The following is an 18,976-nucleotide window of genomic DNA, read 5'->3' as shown; positions in this document are numbered from 1 at the left end:
CTCCGGGTTCGGCGCCGGGGTGACGGGGGTGCCGAGGCCGCCGAGCCCGGAGAGGACGTCGAAGGCGATCTCGCCCGTCTGCCACAGCGCGAGGATCGCGCCCTCCGTGGCGGGCCGCACGGCGGGGTTCTGCAGCGCGAGGCCGTTGGCGAAGGTGAGGGTGTTGTAGCCGTCGTCGGCGGCGCGCAGCATCAGGTTCGATGCGACGCCCGCGCCGACGATCCGGTCGAGCCCCTGGCCGAAGAAGTAGAAGGTCCACAGGCCCCACAGGTCGGCGCCGTAGATCCGCTTGCTGCGCTCGGGGATCACGTTGCCGTTCTTCGCGATCGAGTCGACGATGCGGTAGAAGTCGAGCGCGTTCGCGGGTGTGCTGCGGGAGTGCGCGACCGTGTACGCGAGGTCGACGGTGATGTGCGCGTTGTAGCCCGCCATCGCCACCCGCCCGGGCGGCAGTTCGCACCGCGCGGCCAGCCGGAAGTAGTTGCCCCACCACTGCTGCACGGCGCCGCCGGTCCACTGCGCGTGGACGGCCTTCAGGTAGCGGCTGACCAGGTCGATGGACAGGGACTTGGCGTACCGCGGGTCGTCGAGCCCGGCCTCGTTGCGCTGCGTCGGGGTCACCGCATCGCGGATGACGCCGTCCATGCCGACGCCGAACAGTCCCCGTCGGTCTCTGTGGGCGCCGAGGATGTCGGCGATGCCGCGCTGGCGCACAGTCAGGTCGTCGAGGCCGGCGAAGGTCGGCTCCGTGGGCAGTGCGGCCGGATCGGACAGCGCGATGATGCGCTTGTTCTCCGCGGGCGTCAGCGCGGTGCCGCAGTAGGGCGACGGTGCCGCGCTCGACGGCGGGGCGGAGACCAGCGCGACGGTGACCAGGGCAGCGGCGATCGTGCCGGCGACCCGCGCCGACCGTCGGGGCATCATGCGTACTAGACCTCCGCGAGCGGTACGCCGGGATCCGCGAGACGGGCGGCGTCGACCACCCGGCGGGACGTGATCAGCGCACGCACATCATCGCCCACGTCCCACACGTTCACGTTCATACCGGCCAGAACGCGTCCCTTCGCCAGCCAGAAGGCGACGAACTCGAGGGCGTCCAGGTCGCCGCGGATCACCACGTCGTCGTAGCCGGTGGACAGGCCGAGGTACTCCATGCCCAGCTGGTACTGGTCGGTGAAGAAGTACGGGAGGCGGTCGTAGACCTCGGATCCGCCGAGGATGTTGGCGGCGGCCACGCGCGGCTGGTTGAGGGCGTTGGCCCAGTGCTCGACGCGCACGCGCCGGCCCACCGTCGGGTTCTCGGCAGCGGCGATGTCGCCGACGGCGAAGACGTGCGGGTCGGAGGTGCGCAGCCCGGCGTCGACGGCCACGCCGCCCTCGGCGGTCTCGAGGCCGGCGGCCTCGGCGAGTTCGATGTTCGGCATCGCGCCGATCCCGACGAGCACGGCGTCGGTCTCGATCGTGGTCCCGTCCTCGAGGACCAGCCCCCGGCCGCCGGGCTCCACGGCCCGCACGCCGGTGCCGGTGCGCAGGTCCACGCCGTGGCTGCGGTGCAGGTCCGCGAAGACCTTGCCGAGCTCGGGGCCGAGGGCGCCGAGCAGCGGCTGCTCGGCGGGTTCGACGACGGTGACCTCCAGGCCGGCCCCGCGGGCTGCGGCGGCCGCCTCGAGACCGATCCACCCGCCGCCCACGACGCCGAGCCGCCCGCCCTTCTCGAACACTTCCCGCAGCGCGTCACTGTCGTCGAGGGTGCGGAGGTAGTGCACCCCGTCGGCCCCGGGCAGCGGTCGCGCGCGGGATCCCGTTGCCAGCACCAGGTGCTCGTAGGGCAGCGACTCCCCCGTGTCCAGGCCGACGGTGCGCGCCTCCCGGTCGAGGGCGGTGGCGCGGACGCCGGTCCGCACGGTGACGTCGTGGTCGGCGTACCAGGCGGCGTCGAAGGTGAAGACGCTGTCGCGCTCGGCCTTGCCCTGCAGGTAGTCCTTCGACAGCGGGGGTCGCTCGTAGGGCGGATGGGATTCGGCGCCGATCACCGTGATCGGGCCGTCGTGGCCCAGATCCCGTAGCGCCTCGGCCGCTTTCGCGGCCGCCAGTCCTGCTCCGACGATGACGATCGCACCCATGCCCTCGACCGTAGCCCCGTCCGCCGACGAGGGGAACCCCTCGAATCGCCGTATCGGGTGCACGATTCGTCCGGTTCGCTACGCTCAGACCATGGAAGTACTACGCAACGTAATAGTTCTGGTGCACATCGTGGGCTTCGCCGTCACCTTCGGCGGCTGGGTTGCCTCCGCGGCCGCGGGACGGTTCCGGTTCGAGCGCGTCATGGACTACGGGCTGCTGGTCTCGCTCGTCACCGGCCTCGCTCTGGCCGCGCCCTGGCCCGCGGGAATCGAGCTGAACTATCCCAAGATCGGGATCAAGCTGCTCATCCTGCTCGTCCTCGGCGGCCTGCTCGGCATGGGCAGCGCACGACAGAAGCGCACCGGCGAGGCCGTCCCGCGCGGGATGTTCTACGCCGCGGGCCTGCTGTCACTGACCGCCGCGGGGCTCGCCGTCATCTGGTGACGCCTCGGATGTCGTGGACGTAGTCGCGGAGCTCGTCGAGCTTTTCCTTCGCGGCGACGAGCTGCGCGATCCGCTCGTCGAGCACGGTGCGACGCTCGCCGATACGGACCAGCGCCGCGTCCAACTCCGCCGGCGGGGCGTCGCCCTCGCCGCAGACGATGCCCACCAACTCCGCCGTCTCCGTGGCCGACAACCCGGCCTCGATGAGACACCGCGCATCGGCGACGGTGCGCACGTCCTCCTCGGTGAACACCCGATAGCCGTTCGACTCGCGCCCCGGCGCGAGGATCCCCGTCTTCTCGTAGTGCCGGATCATGCGGGGCGTGGTGCCGGTGCGGGCACACAGGTCACGCATCCGCAGCCCGGGCTTGACCATGACACTGGTGTCAGAGTTCATGCTCTCAGTATGACGAATCAGCAGCAGCTCCGCGCGCTCGTGGTGACCGCCCACCCCGATGCCGACTCCGCCACCGCCTCCACCGCCGCCGCCGTGGCCCGCGGCCTGCTCCGCGGCGGGTACGCCGAGGTCGAGCGGCACGACGTCCTCGCCGCCGGCTTCGACCCGACCTTCGGTTCGGCCGACCACGCGGCGTACCGCGACCGCACCGTCGTCCCCGCGGACGTGCGGGCCGAGCAGCGCCGACTGGAGGAGTTCGACGCGATCGCCGTCGTCTTTCCGGTGTACTGGTGGGGCCTGCCCGGCCCGCTCAAGGGCTGGGTCGACCGCGTCTTCACCCGCGACTGGGCGTACGACGACACGAACTCCGGTGCCGAGCTCGCGGCGCCGAAGCGCCTGTACTTCTTCCCGATCGGCGCCGTCGGCGAGTCCACCTACCGCAAGCACGGCTACCTCGACGGCATGAACGCCCAGCTGGTCGACGGCCTCGCGAACTACATGGGCGCGGAGGATTCCGGGCTGTTCCTGCTGGGCGACGGGGAATCGGACGATCCGGATCGGCATCGCGCCCGCGAGGTCGCGGCCGAGGACGCCGCCGCGTCGGTCGCCGCGCGCATCGCCGACGGTGCCGCCGCCTGATCGTCGTCAATCAATGGTTGACAACCACGCCGCGTCAACTCATGCTTGACGCATGCCTCAGAACGATCCCGTCAGCCTCGACGCCCTCATCCGCACCGTCCACGCGCTCCACCCGGACGGCGACGCGCTCGCCCACCTCGGCGATGCCGTCGCCGTCGCGGCGCACCTCGGCGAGACCGCCGACCACCTCGTCGGACACTTCGTCGACCAGGCGCGGCGCAGCGGCGCCACCTGGACCTCGATCGGCGAGTCCATGGGGATGACGAAGCAGGCCGCGCAGCAGCGCTCGGCGCCGCCGAGCATCGACCCGTCGGCGCTCATCGACGCGACCGGCTCGCCCTACTCGCGGTTCACGCCGCGGGCACGGAGCGTCGTCGTGGCGGCGCAGGACGAGGCGCGCGAGGCAGGGAGCCCGACGATCGACACGGACCACATGCTGCTGGGACTGTTCCGCGAGCCCGAGGGCATCGCTGCCCGCCTACTCCTCGGCCGGGGGATCACGGAGGAGGCGATCACGGAAGCCGTCCTGCACCGACAGATCTCGACGACGGACACCGAGGAGAGCCCGGAGCTCATCCCCTTCTCGCCCGCGGCGAAGAAGGCCGTCGAGATGGTGCTGCGCGAGGCGCTCCGACTGGGCCACAACTACGTCGGCACCGAGCACATCCTGCTCGGCATCCTGGCGGAGGGCACCGGCCCCGGCGCGGTCTTCCTGGCCGAGCGCGGCGTGGATCACGCGACGATCGACGCCGCGGTGCGCGAGGTGCTTTCGGCGTACAACCCGGAATGACGCAGCGGCGCCGCTACTGTGAGCGCATGGCCGTCCTCGCCCGCCTCGTGCCCGCCCTGATCCCCGCCGTCGCGGCCGCCTCACTCGCAGCGCCCGCCACGGCGGCGACCTGCACGCCGGCACGCCAGCTCGCGGCCGCCGACGCCTACCTCGCGGCGCTCGGCGATCGCACCAAAGCCGGCGCGGTCCCCTTCGCGCCGAACGCCGTCCGCTTCGAGAACGGCCTGCAGACGGGCTTCTCCGGGGACCAGTTGCGCGGGGATCTCGACCGGCACCTGCAGTACTCGATCATGGACGCGCCGCGGGTCACGGCGCGCACCGTCGCGCCCGGCGGCGACCGTGACCTGCTGAACTACCGATTCATCGTGCCCGTGCGCATCGCCGGGCAGCGCGTCGTGGACGCGCCCACGGACGAGGACTTCCGGATCCCGCGCAGCACGTGCCTCATCACCCGCATCGACGCGTTGATCACGATCACACCGCCGCGCTGAGCGTCAGGAGACCCGTTCCGCGAGGGTGGGCAGGCCCTCCCCGCTCAGTTCCCCCAGGGCGACGGTGCGCCCGCTCACGGCGAGCAACAAGGCGAGCAGCGGACCGGTGACTTCGGGGCCGTCGCCGAGCGTGACGTCCGCGTCGGTGGCGCGCAGCCGCAGTCCGGCGATGTGCTCCTTCGCTCCGCCCATGCCCTTCCCGGTGCGGGCCTGCAGCCGCAGGGCCCGTTCGACCGCCTCCGCCGGATAGTCGCCGACGGCGCCGAGCGGCCGGCGGATGTCCTCGCCGTGCACGACGGCCTCGACGAGCCGGGTGTCGAGCGGCGCGGGCGGGCCCGAGGTGCGGTCGACGAGCGAGCGGTACCGGTCCAGCATCTGCGCCGCCGGTCCCAGCTCGCGGTCGACGCCGCTCTGGTTGTCCCTGTCGAAATCGAAGCGGGCCAGGATCATTCCCTTGATGAAACCCAGGCGCGTGGTGTCCGCGGTGGAGATCTGGTGGGCGACGACGTCGCGCACGCGCCACCCCGGACACAGCGAGGGCGTGTCCCAACGCGCATCGTCGACGCCCTCGAGGAAGGCGATCAGGGCGCGGCGCTCCGCGTGGACCAGTTGCCAGACATCGGACATGCGACTCCTTCGTCCCGCTCACCGTAGCGGGAAATCCAGGGCCTCACCGGCGAAGTTGGATGCTGCTCCCCGCCGAAGCCGAGCCGCGCAGCACCAGGAGCGGCCCCGCCGCGCCGTCCGCCGGCCCGGCCTTGTCCTTGAGCGAGCTCCACCCCGAGTAGTCGACACCGGTGGCGTCGACCCGCATCGTCGGCGTCAGGTGCAGCTTCAGCGTGCTCCACGAGACCTGGACGTCGATCTCGACCCCGCCGTAGGGGAAGTCGGCGTTGCGGAAGTCGATCTTCGCGGTGCCCGTCGAGCCCGTGATGCGCAGGCGCGCGGGCACGGTCCACACGCCCTTGCGGTGCACCGTCGTCCATTCCAGGTCGAGCACCTCCACGGGCCGGTCCGCGACGTCCGGCACCGTGGGGAAGAGTCGCTCGCGGATCGGCAGGTCGTTCACCAGCGCCTGCAGCTCACCGCGATTCGCGGCGGCGTAGGCCGCGTGCGTGCGTTGGTCGAACTCCTCGACGGTGAGGTAGCCGGTGGCCATCGCCTCCCCGAGCAGTTCGACGGCCCGCTGTCGTTCGGGGTCGCCCACCCGGATCCCATCGCTGTCCGCCATGCGCCCGACCCTAGCGATTGCGCCCGGATTCCGCCGCTATCGACCGGTGCCGCGGGCGCGCCGGGCCAGGTACTCGCGTTCGGCCGGATCGGTGGTGATCGAGATCGCCTTGGCGTAGGCGGCATCGGCTGCGGGCTCGCCGAGGCGGTCGAGCAGGGACGCGCGGACGGCCCACGCGGGTTGCAGTCGCTCCACGCCGTCGAGGAGGTCCAGCGCCTCCAGTCCCGCACGCGCACCGTCGGTCTCGGCGATGACGGCGGCCCGCGCGACGGCCGCACCGCGCGTGGGCGCCAGGGCGACGAGTGCGTCGTAGAGGCGCCGCAGGTTCGCCCAGTCCGATGCCTCGCCCGGGCGGCGGGCGCAGTGCACAGCCCCGATCGCCGCTTCCAGCTGGAACCGTCCGACCGTGCCGAGCGCGTGCGCCACCCGCAGGTGCCGGTGCCCGGCGGCGATGAGGTCACGGTCCCAGCGCCGCGGATCCTGCAGCGGCAGCGGGATGTAGCGCCCGTCCTCGTCGACACGGGCGGGCAGCCGGGCGCTGGAGAGGTACATCAGGGCGGCCAGGCCGTGCGCCTCCGCGACCGTCGGGGCCGACTCGGCGATGGTCCCGGCCAGCCCGAGGAGGAGTGCATGGCGCTCGCGCGGCGGGGTGGGCCATTCGATCGAGTACGAGCCGTACACGGCTTCGAGGACGGGCCCGAGGCGGCCCGCGAGCGCGTCCACCTCGGGGACCGCGAACGGGATCCGCTCGCGCTCGATGCGCTTCTTCGCCCGCGTCAGGCGGGCGGCCATGGTCGCCGTCGGGACCAGCAGGGCAGCGCCGATCTGCTCGGCGGTGAAGCCCAGGACGGTGTTGAGCATGAGCGGCACGCTCGCGCCCGCGACGGCCGGGTGCGCGCAGACGAGGAGCAGTTCGAGCCGTCGGTCGGGGCTCTCGCCCGGCGCCGCGGCGTCGTGCGCCGCCTCGTCGAAGGGCAGCGAGCGACGCTCCGCCGCGGACTTCCACCGGTCGCGCTGGCGGTTCCTCGCCACGGTGAGCAGCCACGCGTCCGGATCGTCGGGCGTCCCGTCGACCGGCCATTGCGTCAGCGCCCGCTCGAAGGCGTCCGCCAGGGCGTCCTCGGCGGCTGCGAGGTCGTGGGTGCGGGTCGCGAGCAGCGCGAGGAGCCTGCCGTACGAGGTGCGGGCGGCGTTCTCCGCCCGCACCTCGGCGTCCCCGGCCATCAGTCCTCGGCGTTCCAGATGCCCTCGTCGCAGGCTGCGGCGACCTTGCGGACCTCGATCACCGCGTACTGGGTGGCGGGGTGCTTCTCAGCCCAGGCCAGGGCCGCGTCCTGGTCCGGGACGTCGAGCAGGAAGACGCCGGCGAGCGCCTCGCGGGTGTCGGCGAACGGGCCGTCCTGGATCGTCAGGTCGCCGTCGCGGCGGGTGACGGTGACCGTCTTCGCCTGCGGTTCCAGGATCTCGGCGCCGATGAGCACGCCCGCGGCCTGCAGAGCGGCGGTGTAGTCCGCCATGGCCCGCTGCATCTGCAGGAAGGCCTCCTCCGCGATGTCGCCCTCGTCGGGTTCGGCGTTGTTGATCAGCAGTGCGTAGTGCATGGTTCCTCCTCGTATCCACTCTGCCCCAGGGGCGGGCACAGTGATGACGATCGAGGCGACGCGGAATCGACAGGGCGTGCCGATCAGGCGTACTGCAGGTTCGCGCGCGGGATCCTGCCGTCGGCGATGGTGAAGTCGAAGGTTGCCTTGAAGCCGCCGCCCGAGTTGCGGTTCACCTCGACCAGGATCTTCTGACCGTCAGCGCGACGCTCCTCCACCGTGAGCACCTCGATCGTGTAACCGGTGACCTCGGGCTCGGCGAAGGTGCGGATCTCGTCGTGGCCGCGGAATGTGCGCGTGTCGTCGACCAGGACCCCGTCGGCGGTGAACAGATTGACCATGGCGGTGGCATCCCGGTTGTTCCACGCGTCGACGAAGGCCTTGGTGACCGGGTCCATCTGGATCCGCCCGGCCGTCGGCGATGCGGAGGACGCAGCGGCGACGGAGGCCGCCCCGGTCGAGGTCTGACCGGCCTCGTTCGAGCTCGCCCCGCACCCGGCGAGCGCGATCGCGGCGGCGACGGTGGCGACGACGAGCGCCGGGCGGCGACTGGTGGTGCGGAACATCATGGAGACCTTTCGTTCGGTGCGACTGATGAGTCCATCCTGTGCGGTTCGTCCGGTTATGCCCAGATGCTTCCGTTCGGGGGTACCGCCGGTACCCGGTTCGCGATCAGAGGAGCTTCAGAACCGCCTCAGCCACAGGGTGCGCGCTGGCCGGGTTCTGGCCGGTCACGACGGTGCCGTCGGTGACGGCGAACGGGGACCACGCCTCGTCGGCCTGCACGTAGGTGGCGCCAAGCGCGGCGATCCGCTCCTCGAGGTTGAACGGGACGATCGAATCCAGCCCCGCCAGCACCTCCTCGTTCCAGGAGAAGCCCGCGATGCGCAGGCCGGCGATCAGCGGCGCACCGTCGGCCTTCGTGGCGCCGAGGAGCCCGGCGGTGCCGTGACAGACAGCGGAGACGACCTTGCCCGCCGCGTCGAAGTCGCGGAGCAGGGCCGCGAGGCGCTCGTCGGTCGGGAAGTCGAACATGACGCCGTGGCCGCCGGTGAGGTAGATCGCGTCGAAGTCGGCGGCGTCGACGTCCCGGAGCGAGGGCGTGTTCCGCAGGCGGTCCATGAAGGCGGGGTCGTCGTAGCGGGCGCGCGTGCCGCCCTGCGCGAGCACCTCGTGGCTGAGGGACTCCGGGTCGATGGGGACGAAGCCGCCCTCGATGCTGGCGATGACGGTGCTGTGGCCCGCGGCCTCGACGGCATCGACGAAATGGGTCAGCTCGCCGAGCCAGAGGCCGGTGCGGCGGCCGCTCACGGCGTAGGACGGGACGCTGGTGGTGACGACCAGGATGCGGCTCATGACGTACTCCTCAGTTGGTTTGCGCGACAACTGAACGGTATCACAACTGATATGTGCATCAACTGATATGTGACGCCTGTTAGACTGAAGGTGTGGCGGAGCACGAGGAGACCTGCGATTTCGGCTGGTCCGTGGGGGTGTTGAACAAGGCGTACGCGGAGGCGGTGGCGCCGATCCTGGACCGGATCCCGCGCGGGGTGCGCGGCTACCAGACGCTGTACGCCGCCGCGACGTACGACCTACCGACACAGCTGGCGCTCGCGGAGTACCTGCTCATCGACAAGTCGGTGATGCCGTACGTGGTCGACGACCTCGTCGACGCGGGACTCGTGCGTCGCGAGCCCTCCCGCACTGATCGCCGGGCGCGGCGGGTCGTGCCGACCGACGCGGGGCTGTCGATGTTGCGTGAGGTGGGCGCGGAAGTCAGTACCGCCGAGGCGGAGTTGCTCGGGCCGCTCTCCCCCGGCGACGCCGAGGTGCTGCGGCGCGCGGTCGCCACCGTGGCCCGCACGTCGCGCGACGGGTGCGCGGGCTAGTCCTCGGCGAGAGCCAGGTGCAGCAGCGGGTACGGGAGTCCGTCGCCGTCCGTCTCGCTCCGCCCGGTCACCGTGAAGCCGCTGTGCGCGTAGAAGCCGACGGCCTGCTCGTTCTGCTCGTTGACGTCGACGGTGCGCACGCCGAGCTCGCGGACGGCGTGGTCGAGAAGGGCGCGGCCGACGCCGCACCCCCGGGCGTCGGCATGCGCGAAGAGCATCGCCAGATCGTCGCCGGCCGTGCCGGCGAACCCGGCCACGGCACCGTCGATCTCCGCGACGGTGAGCCGGACCTGCGGGAAGTAGTCGCTCGCGAGGCGCGCCTCGATGGCGTCGCGGTCCGCTGCGGCGAGGAAGTCGTGGGTGGCGTCGACGGAACTGCGCCACACCCGCACCAGCGCGGGATGGTCGGCGTCGGTGCCATTGCGGAGCGTGATCACTCCGGTCATTCTTCCGGACCTGTCGAGCGGTTTTCGCCCCATGGGTATCCCTTGGGACGATGCCGCGGCGGGATCAACGGCAAGCCGAGTTCCGGTGCGACCGCGTAGATGTAGCGCCTCACGTGGCGGGGCGCGGGCGCGGTCATCCACCCGGTCGAGAACGACGCGGGACCGGCGGGATGAACCCATCGTCGTTGCCAACCCGTGAGGTCGTCAGACGCCGATTCCAGCGCGGAGGCACGCGCGGACGGATGCAGCTGGAGTAGGAAGTCCGACCGATAGGTCACGCCCCTCGCATCCCGCTTCATCACCTCGATCCTCTGGATCTCCGACCAATCCCACTCGCGGAGTGCCGGATCCGCGACCCAGGGCAGAGCGATGCCCCTCGGCGACAGGATTGCCGCGACGCGGCGCGAGGCCAGGAGAGCCGCCAGCGCCACGACGTAGCCCGCCGAAGCCACCCCCAGCGCGCCGACGACGGCCACCGCGGAGGCCGACTCACCCGCTTGCCGCATCCCCACACTCCCAACGAGTGCGAGCACCGCCATGCCTCCGTACGCCGCCAGCGCGATGAACCCCGCACCGCGGAACCCGAATCCGACGACGAACGCCGGCGGGACCTCGGGTCCGAGAACACCACTGCCGAACCTTCGCCCCATATCCGCCATCATGAATATTCGCGGGGTTGAAAGCAAATCTGCGCGGGGTTCCGGCGGCGCCTCAGGCCCGGAGAGCGGCGAGGGCGCGGTCGGCGTGGACCTGCATGTTCACCTCGGAGGCGATGACGTCGGCGACGGTGCCGTCGGGCCGGATCGCGAAGGTGGTGCGCTTGGTGGGCATGCCGGCGAGCTTGAGCAGTCCGTCGCGCTTCACGCCGAACGCCGTGGCCACGGCGCCGTCGACGTCGGAGAGGAGCGGGTAGTCGAGGCCGTGCTTCGCCGTCCAGTCCTGCTGCTTGGCGACGGCGTCGCGGCTGATGCCGACGCGCTGCACGCCCGCCTCCGCGAACTCGGCGGCGAGGTCGCGGAAGTGGCACGCCTCCTTGGTGCAGCCCGGCGTGAACGCCGCCGGGTAGAAGAACAGGGCGACGGGGCCGGCGGCGAGCAGGTCGCTCAGCTTCCGCGGGGTGCCGTCCTGATCGGGCAGTTCGAAGTCGGGCGCGGTGTCACCGGGTTTCATGTCGACCACGCTAGTCCCCCGCCCGCCGGAGCGCCCCCGCCGGCGGCGCTCACAGGTACTGCCCGACCGGGACGGCCGCCAGCCAGCCACGGCGCCGTACCTCCGTGAGGAAGGCTTCGAGGTCGGTGCCCGCGTTGGCCAGGACGACGCGCCGAACGAGAGCGCCCACGTCGGCGCCGCTGGTCTCGGTCGGCAGGGCGTCGGCGATCGAGGCCACGTCGCCGTCGGTGAGGCCGAGGCCGACCGTGCGCCGTCGCAGGATGCCGATCAGCGCCTCGCGATTCGGGTAGCCCACCTCGACGACGCTGTCGAAGCGGGTCGCGCGGGTGGCGGCTCCGTCGAGTGAGCGCGGGTCGTTGGTCGTCGCGATGGTGAGCACCTCGGCGGACTGATCGACGCCGTCGAGCGCGTCGAGCAGAGACGCGAGCGCGGTGTCGTCGCCGTCACCGCGGCGACGGACCGCGAGGTCCACGTCGTCGAGGATCACGACGCACCGTCCGAGCTCGACGGCCGCCGCGTAGACCGACGCGAGCCCCGCGCCGATCGCGGCCGCGCCGACGACGATCACGGTGAAGTCGCCGACCAACTCGGCGGCGACCGCGCGGGAGACCGCCGTCTTCCCCACGCCGGGCGGCCCGCAGAGCAGTACACCGCGCGCGGCGCGGAAGCCGAGGCGTCGCAGCTGTTCCGCGTGGGTGGTGACCGCGCGGACGGAAAGGTCGATCTCGGCCCAGACCCGGTCGGGGACGACGACGTCGGCGCGGTCTCCGGTGAGCTCGAATGCGCGGAAGGTCATGCCGCCGTGGAAGGAGACTGCGATCGCCCGCCCCTTGAGCGGGTTGAGTTCCTCTGCCGCGGCGCGGATCCGGTCACGGACCGCCTCGCCGACAGCGACGTCGCACGACCGGGTGACGACGCCGACGCTCAGCGTCTCGCGGTACTCGGTCTCGCAGCGCAACACGACCGGCGCATCGGCAAGGGTGCCCGCACGGAAGGCGAACGCCGCATCTCCGGGGATGCGGTCGGCGCCGTCCCCCAGGTCGATCGAGAGCCAGGACGGCGGGTCCGTGTGGCAGGCCGGTCCCGACTCGGCGTCGTGCTCGGCGACGAGCCGCGACACGGCGAGGCCCACCGCGACGGCCGTCGCGGGCGTGGTCGCGATCTTGATGACCGTGTGCTGCGCCTCGAGAACGCCGAGCGCGTCCTCCGCGAAGGACGTCGCGGTACGCGGCGTCACGTGGGCATCACCGAGCAGCGCGCGGATCACTTCCACGGCGCGCGTCACGTCCCGGTTCTCCCCGGTCAAGTCGATGGGCATCGGACGAACGGTAGGCGGGGAAGCCGTCCGGCGCCATCGAATATCCGGGCCGGCGGTAACCTCGGCGCATGAGCTTCACCGGATTCCCCGAGGCTGCGCTGGACTTCTACGACGACCTCGAGGCCGACAACTCGAAGGTCTTCTGGGAGGCGCACAAGGAGGTCTACAAGACCTCCGTCGCCGCGCCGATGGCCGCGCTGACCGAGGAGCTGGCCGACGAGTTCGGCACCGCGAAGATCTTCCGCCCCTACCGCGACGTCCGCTTCTCCAAGGACAAGACGCCGTACAAGACGCACCAGGGCGCCTTCATCGGGGTCGGCCCCGCCACCGGCTACTACCTGCAGATCGGCGCGCCCGGAATGCGGGTCGGCGCCGGCTTCTACGAGGCGAGCCCCACCCGGCTGGCCGCCTTCCGGAAGGCGATCGACAACGACCTGTACGGCCCCGCGCTCGAGCAAGTCATCGCGAAGCTCCGCCGCAAGGGCTGGGAGATCGGCGGCGAGACGCTCAAGACCTCCCCGCGCGGATGGGATGCCGACCACCCGCGGATCGACCTGTTGCGGCACAAGTCGCTCACCGTGATGCGCGACTACGGCTTCGAGGAGATCATCCACACGCCGAAGCTGGTGCCCCAGATCCGCAAGCACTGGCGCGAGACCTCCGCCCTGCTCGACTGGCTGGTCGAGCACGGCGACGCCTGACCCCGCGGCCCTTCCCTACACTGGTGGCATGGCAGGGCGATCTCGACTGAAGTGGATGTGGTGGCTCTGCGCCTACATCGCGCTCGGCCTGGGCATCGTCGGCGTCGTCGTCCCGCTCATGCCGACCACCGTGTTCATCCTGATCGCGGCGTACTGCGCGGCGCGCGGTTCCGACACCCTGCACCGCAAGCTCCTCGAGCACCGGGTCTTCGGCCCGATGATCCGGGACTGGCAGGCCACCGGCGCCGTCAGCCGCAAGGCCAAGTACATGGCCGTCGGCAGCATGGCCGTGTGCGCCGTGATCCTGTTCCTCGTGACGCCGCACTGGTGGATCGCCGGCATCGGCACCGCGATCATGGCGATCGTGGGCACGTGGCTGTGGCTGCGCCCCGAGCCGACGCGCGGGCCTGAGCCCGCCGCCGACGGCGAGGCCGAGGCGGCCCCCGAGGCCGTCAGTCGTCCAGAGCAGTGACCGCGATCCCGTACGGCAGGAAGCGGACCTTCCGGGTGACGTCGGTGTTGTGCTGGTTGGAGCGCAGCGCGTCGATCTCGGTGGCGTAGACCTGCTCGACGCGGGCTCCCCCGTCCTCGGCAGTGGCGATGATCGCCCACACCCCGTCGCCCGTCTCACCCGCCGTCTCCGGCTGGCGTTTCGGGCGGCGGACGGCATCGTCGAACAGCCCGGAGAAGGCCTCCCGGCCCGCGGTGCCGCCGACGAGCCGGCCGATCATGTCCCGGGCCTCGCGCGCGAGGTCGTCGAACTCGCCCGGACCGAACCCGAACGGGTTGTCGTTACCTGCCATGACTTGACTCCTCGAGCCGTAGGGACCCACTTGACTCCAGTGTCCACACCGGAGGGGACCCCGGCCACCCCGTTCATCCAGGGCGAACCGTCAATCGAGGCAGAACTCGTTGCCCTCGACGTCGGCCATGGTGAGGCAGGACTCGTTCGCACCGTCGGCCTCCTGCAGGTAGAGGCGGGTCGCACCGAGCTTCTCCAGTCGCGCGCACTCCGCCTCGAGGGCAGCGAGCCGTTCGGCGCCCACCATGCCGGTGCCGACGCGGACGTCGAGGTGCACGCGGTTCTTGACCGTCTTGCCCTCGGGCACGCGCTGGAAGAACAGGCGCGGGCCGACGCCGTTGGGGTCGACGCACGCGAACGCCGATCCGTGCACCTCCGCCGGCAGCGACGCCTCGAAGGCGTCCCAGTCCTCGAAACCCGGCGGGGGCGGCGGCACGATGTACCCGAGCACCTCGCACCAGAACAGCGCGACGCGCTTCGGATCCGCACAGTCGAAGGTCACCTGAATCTGTCTGACGGTCATGCGGAAACGTTAGCGGCGGCAGCGGCCAGATCTCGACCTCTTTTCAGGTAGCGCTCGCCGAACATGCGGTCATCGATCCAAGCGATCGTGAGGAAGAACGACCGCACATTTCACCGCGACGCGTCCGCCGGTTACCAGCCGCGGCCGAGGTCCACGACCGCGCGGCCGGTGTACCCGCCCGCGCGGAGGTCCTCGACGACGGCGCCGACACCGTCGATCCCGATGTCGTTGGCGACGAGGTCGAGATGCCGCGGGCGCAGGTCGGTCTCGATCCGCTGCCACAGGGCGCGACGCGGCGCGATCGGCATGAGCACCGAATCGATGCCCGCGAGGGTCACGCCGCGGAGGATGAAGGGCATGACCGTGGTCTTGAGGCCGGCGCCGCCGGTGAGGCCGCTGGCGGCGACGACGCCGCCGTAGTTGAGGGTGCTGATCACGTCGGCGAGCGCGGCCCCACCGACGCAGTCGACCGCGGCGGCCCAGCGACTCCTGCCCAGCGGCCGGGGCTTGGCGTCGGGGTCGAGCGGGAGCCGGCCGATGACCTCGGCGGCGCCGAGCTCGCGCAGGCGGTCCGCGGCGGCGGGTTTGCCCGACGACGCCACGACCTCGTAGCCGAGGCCGGCGAGCAGGTCAATGCTGGTGGAGCCCACGCCGCCGGTCGCGCCGGTGACCACGACGGGCCCGGCATCGGGGGTGATGCCGGCGTCGAGGATGGCAGCGACGCTCATGGCCGCGGTGAAGCCGGCGGTGCCGATGGCGGCGGCCTCGCGGGTGCTCAGGGCAGCCAGCTTGACGGCCCATTCGGCGGGGACGACGGCCTGTTCGGCGTAGCCGCCGTCGCGGGCGGTGCCGATCTCGTAGCCGTGGGCGATGACGCGGTCGCCCGCGGCGAACTCGTCCGAGGTGGATTCCAGGACGGTGCCGGAGATGTCGATGCCGGGGACGATCGGGTATTGGCGCACCACACCGCCGCCCGGTGTGAGGGCCAGGGCGTCCTTGAAGTTGACACCGGAGAACTCGACGGCGATCCGCAGCTGCCCGGGCTCCAGCGCCGCCGGTTCGCGGGTCTCCACGCGGGTGGTCACCGCGTCGTCGGCGGATTCGGCGATCAGGGCCCGGAACTGGGTCATCGTGGTCTCTCCTAGGGTCTCGGCGGCTTTCCCGCGATCCTAGAGGGAGGCGATGACGGCGGCGATGCGCCGCTCGCGGGTCTCGGCCCGCTTCGCCTCGGCCACGCCGCGCGCCGCCTCCTTGCGGCGGGTGTAGCTGAGGGCGTCGAAGGCCTCGCGTCGGCCCGCCGTCTGCAGCGCGGCGGCGAGATCGTCCGGGAGGTCGACGGTCCGCTCGGCCTCGTCGAGCTCGACCAGGGCGTCGACGGTATCGCCGATCTCGACCTCGAGGTCCTTGCGTGCGGCCTTGGACAGGCCGATCAGGTTGCACCCACCCATGCCCGCGAGCCGCAGCCGCGCGGTGCGATCGCCGATCGTGACGCGCACCGCCGCGCGCTTCCCTCCGCCGAGTTCCTCGACCTGCGCATCGGTGAGTTCGATGGCGGTGGCCGGCCCAACCGGCTCCAGCGTGGTTCGTACGTGCAGTGCCATGCGTTCCATCGTCCCCGAATTCGTCGGGCTATGCGGGCCCGCCGCCGATCCCGACCTCGTTGCCGTCGGGATCGATGAAGACCGCCTTGCGCACACCGTTGTCGTAGGACTCCTCCGAGTCCGGCCGCAGTCCGCGTCCGGCCGCTGCGGCGAGGAAGGTCTCGAAGTCGCCGAGGAACAGCGTGACCGCGGAATGGCCCGCGTGCTCGGGGAGCAGCTCGACGTAGACGTGCACGTGCTCCCCCAGCGTCCAGACATGCTCGACATCGTTGGGCGCGAACGATTCCACGTCACCGAAGAGCTGCTCGCCCCATGCGATCGCGCGGGGCAGGTCGGTCACGGCGAGGCGTGCGAACAGGTCCATGGTCATTCCTTCGGTCGGCGCGGCGACGGGGCTCGCCGCAGCAGGCCCGGGAGTTCGGCGACAGCCTCGGCACCGGCGAGGCTCTCGTCGATGTTGACGAGGGCGAGCAGGCGCAGCGGCGCGCCGACGCGTGCTGCGGCCTCGAACTTGTGGTGGCCGTCGAGGAGGAAGTGGGTCACCGCCCAGTGCTCGTAGAAGTCGACGGCGTCCGCAGCGATCACAGCTGGGGCGCGCCGGTCGAGCATCGACAACGCCACCGCCGTGGGCGTCGTCCCGCCGGCGAGCAGGTCGACGTAGTGCTGGACGCGCTTCTCGTCGTTCCAGTTGGGCTGCACCATGGGAACAACGAATTCGAAGAGGTGCTCGTCGGGCGCGACCTCGGTCTCGAAGGTCCGGTAGTAGTGCGTCAAGGGGTTCTGCGGCAGTCCCCAGATCGTGTCGATTCCCCACGTGGCGACCTGCTCGTGCGTGAAGTAGTCGCGGTCGTCGTACGGTGCGACCAGTTCCGGGGTGACCTCGACGAGGAGCGGCTGATACTCGCCCTCTGGCAGCAGCCGTGAGAATGTGGCGATGACCTCGTCGTCGACCAGGTCGAGTCCTCGTTCCAACCTATCCAGCGGTTCCCGCTCGTCCGAGATGTCGTAGCCGATGTTCTTGCGTTCGAACAGGAATGGTGACGTCCCCGTCCAGAATGACAGCTCGAGTGCGGGCGACCCCTCGATGAACAGATACCTGGTGGAGACAGGATCGTCAGGATCGATCTGGTCGATCCGCAGCGTCGCCTCGTCGTGCGGGACGCCGAGGCGGCGCTGCGGAGCGGTGGAGATCAGCATGCGCGGATCGTAGGCCGGGGCCGTCAGTGATGCGCCGGGCCGGACGGGGCGGCACCGTCGACCTTGGAGGGTAGGAGCAGGGCGGCCACGACGACCACGACGCCCATCAGCGCGGCGGCGGCGAAGGCCCACTGCAGTCCGCCGACGAAGGCTTCCGGCTGGGAGGCGCCGGTCTCGGCGAGGCGCGACGACCGGTTGGACATGACGACGATGAGCGCCGCGGTGCCGATCGCGCCGGCGACCTGCTGGAGCGTGCCGAGCAGCGAGGAACCGTGCGAGTACAGGTGCTCCGGCAGGTCGCCGAGGCCGACTGTGAAGATCGGGGTGAAGACGGCGGCCAGGCTCACCATGAGCGCGACGTGGATCGCGACGAGCAGCGGGTACGGCGTGGTCGCGCCGATGCGGCTGAGCGCCGCGAGGGCGACGACGATGCCGATCGCTCCGGGGATCACCAGCGGGCGAGCACCGACGCGGTCGTAGAGTTTGCCGACCTGCGGGCCGAGCAGGCCCATCGCGAGTCCGCCGGGCATGACCAGCAAACCGGTCTGCAGCTCGGACAGCCCGCGCAGCTCCTGCAGGTACAGCGGCAGCAGGATCATCGAGCCGAGGAAGGCCATGAAGCCGGCCGTCATCAGCAGCAGGGAGATCGCGAAGGTGCGGTGGCGGAGGGTGCGCAGGTCGAGCAGCGGCATCTCGCGCTGCTGCAGGCGCACCTGGTAGGCAGCGAACGCGGCGATGAGCAGGACGCCCGCGACGACGATGAGGACCGGCCCGGTGACATCACCCGTGCCGATCTCGCTGAGCCCGTACACGAGGCTGCCGAAACCGCCCGCCGCGAGCACGACGCTGAGCCAGCTGATCGGCGTGCTCTCGGTCTCGCCGACGTTCTGCAGCTGCCGCATCCCGGCGACGCCGACGAGCACCGCGATGGGCAGCACGAACACGAAGATCAGGCGCCAGGAGCCGAGGTGCAGGATCACGCCGGAGACCGCCGGGCCGAGGGCGGGCGCGCACGACATGGCCAGGGTGACCTGGCCCATCACACGGCCGCGGTCGCTCTCCGGGACGACGGTCATCAGCGTGGTCATGAGCAGCGGCATCATCACCGCGGTGCCGCCCGCCTGGACGACGCGGGCCGCGAGCAGCACCTCGAAGGTCGGGGCGATCGCGGCGAGGGCGGTGCCGGCGCTGAACGTCGCCATGGCCACCGCGTACGCCGTGCGGGTGCTGACCCGCTGCAGGAACCAACCGGTCACCGGGATCACCGCGGCCATGGTCAGCATGAACACAGTGGAGAGCCACTGAGCGGCGCGGGCGTCGACGTGGAAGTCCGTCATGAGGCGCGGGATCGCGTTGATCATGATCGTCTCGTTGAGGATCACGACGAAGGTGGCCGCGACCAGCAGCTTGATCACCAGCGGCGTGCGCCCGGCCTGCTCGATCCGCGCGGTCGGCGACGCGTCGGCGGGCTTCGTCAGGTCGGTGGGGGGATGGTCCATCTGTTCAGTGTGCGTGGCCATGGTGGCTTCCTCATAGTCGTTTTCCGCGGCGACCTGTCGATCGCCCTCATGAATACGACGAACCACTGACAGGTTTTTCGACATCACCC

27 protein-coding genes are annotated in these 18,976 nt (G+C 71.1%); 7 read left to right on the top strand and 20 right to left on the bottom strand.

Translation table 11 applies throughout. The features are described from left to right. A partial coding sequence (locus LB823_RS06345; RefSeq protein WP_224645919.1) for a DUF5995 family protein occupies positions 1–921 on the bottom strand: 921 nt, incomplete at its 3' end. 8 nt (positions 922–929) lie between these two features. After that, positions 930–2,123, bottom strand: coding sequence for an NAD(P)/FAD-dependent oxidoreductase (locus LB823_RS06340; RefSeq protein ID WP_224645918.1), 1,194 nt, complete (start codon positions 2,121–2,123; stop codon positions 930–932). Between the two features lie 91 nt (positions 2,124–2,214). Here LB823_RS06340 and LB823_RS06335 point away from each other — a divergent pair, with 91 nt between their 5' ends. Next, positions 2,215–2,568 (top strand): Fe-S protein, encoded by a 354-nt coding sequence (locus tag LB823_RS06335; protein ID WP_224645917.1) that lies wholly within the window; start codon positions 2,215–2,217, stop codon positions 2,566–2,568. Here the strand turns inward: LB823_RS06335 and LB823_RS06330 are convergent. Next, positions 2,558–2,965: a MerR family transcriptional regulator gene (locus LB823_RS06330; RefSeq protein ID WP_224645916.1), complete on the bottom strand. Its 408-nt coding sequence runs from the start codon at positions 2,963–2,965 to the stop codon at positions 2,558–2,560. The genes LB823_RS06335 and LB823_RS06330 overlap by 11 nt on opposite strands. Positions 2,966–2,974: 9 nt before the next feature. On the opposite strand from LB823_RS06330, the gene LB823_RS06325 reads away from it, so the two are divergent. Genes LB823_RS06325 through LB823_RS06315 form a run of 3 tightly spaced genes read left to right on the top strand, consistent with a single transcriptional unit; the run spans position 2,975 to position 4,885 of the window. Further along, positions 2,975–3,604 (top strand): NAD(P)H-dependent oxidoreductase, encoded by a 630-nt coding sequence (locus LB823_RS06325; protein WP_224645915.1) that lies wholly within the window; start codon positions 2,975–2,977, stop codon positions 3,602–3,604. Between the two features lie 52 nt (positions 3,605–3,656). After that, positions 3,657–4,394, top strand: coding sequence for a Clp protease N-terminal domain-containing protein (locus tag LB823_RS06320; protein WP_224645914.1), 738 nt, complete (start codon positions 3,657–3,659; stop codon positions 4,392–4,394). A 26-nt stretch (positions 4,395–4,420) separates the two neighbouring features. Beyond that, positions 4,421–4,885, top strand: a complete 465-nt coding sequence (locus tag LB823_RS06315; protein ID WP_224645913.1) for a hypothetical protein — start codon at positions 4,421–4,423, stop codon at positions 4,883–4,885. A 3-nt stretch (positions 4,886–4,888) separates the two neighbouring features. Here the strand turns inward: LB823_RS06315 and LB823_RS06310 are convergent, their stop codons facing one another. The 6 genes from LB823_RS06310 to LB823_RS06285 form a co-directional block, all read right to left on the bottom strand. Then, positions 4,889–5,512 carry a maleylpyruvate isomerase family mycothiol-dependent enzyme gene (locus LB823_RS06310; RefSeq protein ID WP_224645912.1) on the bottom strand — a complete coding sequence of 208 codons (624 nt, stop codon included), beginning with the start codon at positions 5,510–5,512 and terminating at the stop codon, positions 4,889–4,891. 43 nt (positions 5,513–5,555) lie between these two features. Then, positions 5,556–6,116 carry a DUF1707 domain-containing protein gene (locus LB823_RS06305; protein ID WP_224645911.1) on the bottom strand — a complete coding sequence of 187 codons (561 nt, stop codon included), beginning with the start codon at positions 6,114–6,116 and terminating at the stop codon, positions 5,556–5,558. A gap of 36 nt (positions 6,117–6,152) precedes the next feature. Then, complete coding sequence (locus LB823_RS06300; RefSeq protein WP_224645910.1) at positions 6,153–7,340, bottom strand: RNA polymerase sigma factor; 1,188 nt, start codon at positions 7,338–7,340, stop codon at positions 6,153–6,155. Next, a complete protein-coding gene (locus tag LB823_RS06295) occupies positions 7,340–7,717 on the bottom strand; it encodes a YciI family protein (protein ID WP_224645909.1) in 378 nt (125 codons plus the stop codon). The genes LB823_RS06300 and LB823_RS06295 overlap by 1 nt, the downstream gene beginning before the upstream one ends. A gap of 83 nt (positions 7,718–7,800) precedes the next feature. Then, entirely contained in the window at positions 7,801–8,283 is a 483-nt protein-coding gene (locus LB823_RS06290) for a nuclear transport factor 2 family protein (protein ID WP_224645908.1), read from the bottom strand. 106 nt (positions 8,284–8,389) lie between these two features. Then, positions 8,390–9,073, bottom strand: a complete 684-nt coding sequence (locus LB823_RS06285; protein ID WP_224645907.1) for a type 1 glutamine amidotransferase domain-containing protein — start codon at positions 9,071–9,073, stop codon at positions 8,390–8,392. A 92-nt stretch (positions 9,074–9,165) separates the two neighbouring features. Here LB823_RS06285 and LB823_RS06280 point away from each other — a divergent pair, with 92 nt between their 5' ends. After that, positions 9,166–9,609 carry a MarR family winged helix-turn-helix transcriptional regulator gene (locus LB823_RS06280; RefSeq protein ID WP_224645906.1) on the top strand — a complete coding sequence of 148 codons (444 nt, stop codon included), beginning with the start codon at positions 9,166–9,168 and terminating at the stop codon, positions 9,607–9,609. Here LB823_RS06280 and LB823_RS06275 read toward each other — a convergent pair. The 4 genes from LB823_RS06275 to LB823_RS06260 are packed head-to-tail and all read right to left on the bottom strand — an operon-like array spanning position 9,606 to position 12,543. Continuing rightward, positions 9,606–10,055, bottom strand: a complete 450-nt coding sequence (locus LB823_RS06275; RefSeq protein WP_224645905.1) for an acetyltransferase — start codon at positions 10,053–10,055, stop codon at positions 9,606–9,608. The two genes, LB823_RS06280 and LB823_RS06275, sit on opposite strands and share 4 nt — an antisense overlap. Beyond that, positions 10,052–10,714, bottom strand: coding sequence for a hypothetical protein (locus LB823_RS06270; protein WP_224645904.1), 663 nt, complete (start codon positions 10,712–10,714; stop codon positions 10,052–10,054). The genes LB823_RS06275 and LB823_RS06270 overlap by 4 nt, the downstream gene beginning before the upstream one ends. Positions 10,715–10,766: 52 nt before the next feature. Next, positions 10,767–11,225 carry a peroxiredoxin gene (locus LB823_RS06265; protein ID WP_224645903.1) on the bottom strand — a complete coding sequence of 153 codons (459 nt, stop codon included), beginning with the start codon at positions 11,223–11,225 and terminating at the stop codon, positions 10,767–10,769. 49 nt (positions 11,226–11,274) lie between these two features. Then, positions 11,275–12,543, bottom strand: a complete 1,269-nt coding sequence (locus LB823_RS06260; RefSeq protein ID WP_224645902.1) for an ATP-binding protein — start codon at positions 12,541–12,543, stop codon at positions 11,275–11,277. A gap of 68 nt (positions 12,544–12,611) precedes the next feature. Here LB823_RS06260 and LB823_RS06255 point away from each other — a divergent pair, with 68 nt between their 5' ends. Both LB823_RS06255 and LB823_RS06250 read left to right on the top strand, forming a co-directional pair. Continuing rightward, the gene (locus LB823_RS06255) at positions 12,612–13,244 is read left to right on the top strand and encodes a DUF2461 domain-containing protein (RefSeq protein WP_224645901.1); all 633 of its coding nucleotides are present in this window, start codon (positions 12,612–12,614) and stop codon (positions 13,242–13,244) included. 28 nt (positions 13,245–13,272) lie between these two features. Continuing rightward, the gene (locus LB823_RS06250) at positions 13,273–13,716 is read left to right on the top strand and encodes a YbaN family protein (RefSeq protein ID WP_224645900.1); all 444 of its coding nucleotides are present in this window, start codon (positions 13,273–13,275) and stop codon (positions 13,714–13,716) included. Here the strand turns inward: LB823_RS06250 and LB823_RS06245 are convergent. From LB823_RS06245 to LB823_RS06215, 7 genes are all read right to left on the bottom strand, one after another. Beyond that, the gene (locus LB823_RS06245) at positions 13,697–14,047 is read right to left on the bottom strand and encodes a hypothetical protein (RefSeq protein ID WP_224645899.1); all 351 of its coding nucleotides are present in this window, start codon (positions 14,045–14,047) and stop codon (positions 13,697–13,699) included. The two genes, LB823_RS06250 and LB823_RS06245, sit on opposite strands and share 20 nt — an antisense overlap. Before the next feature lie 90 nt (positions 14,048–14,137). Continuing rightward, positions 14,138–14,569, bottom strand: coding sequence for a VOC family protein (locus LB823_RS06240; protein ID WP_224645898.1), 432 nt, complete (start codon positions 14,567–14,569; stop codon positions 14,138–14,140). A 131-nt stretch (positions 14,570–14,700) separates the two neighbouring features. After that, the gene (locus tag LB823_RS06235; RefSeq protein WP_224645897.1) at positions 14,701–15,699 is read right to left on the bottom strand and encodes an acryloyl-CoA reductase; all 999 of its coding nucleotides are present in this window, start codon (positions 15,697–15,699) and stop codon (positions 14,701–14,703) included. A gap of 39 nt (positions 15,700–15,738) precedes the next feature. Continuing rightward, positions 15,739–16,170: a YdeI/OmpD-associated family protein gene (locus LB823_RS06230; RefSeq protein ID WP_224645896.1), complete on the bottom strand. Its 432-nt coding sequence runs from the start codon at positions 16,168–16,170 to the stop codon at positions 15,739–15,741. Between the two features lie 28 nt (positions 16,171–16,198). Further along, positions 16,199–16,534, bottom strand: a complete 336-nt coding sequence (locus LB823_RS06225; protein WP_224645895.1) for a VOC family protein — start codon at positions 16,532–16,534, stop codon at positions 16,199–16,201. Between the two features lie 2 nt (positions 16,535–16,536). Further along, on the bottom strand, positions 16,537–17,367 hold the full coding sequence (locus tag LB823_RS06220) for a hypothetical protein (RefSeq protein ID WP_224645894.1): 831 nt from the start codon (positions 17,365–17,367) through the stop codon (positions 16,537–16,539). Positions 17,368–17,390: 23 nt separating this feature from the next. Continuing rightward, positions 17,391–18,887, bottom strand: a complete 1,497-nt coding sequence (locus LB823_RS06215; protein WP_224645893.1) for an MDR family MFS transporter — start codon at positions 18,885–18,887, stop codon at positions 17,391–17,393. Positions 18,888–18,976: the final 89 nt, after the last annotated feature.

The sequence above is a fragment of the Tsukamurella sp. M9C genome (genome assembly GCF_020169415.1).
Lineage (GTDB): Bacteria > Actinomycetota > Actinomycetes > Mycobacteriales > Mycobacteriaceae > Tsukamurella.
Note: the sequence above shows the minus strand (reverse complement) of the source record. Positions and strands in the feature narration are given on the sequence as shown.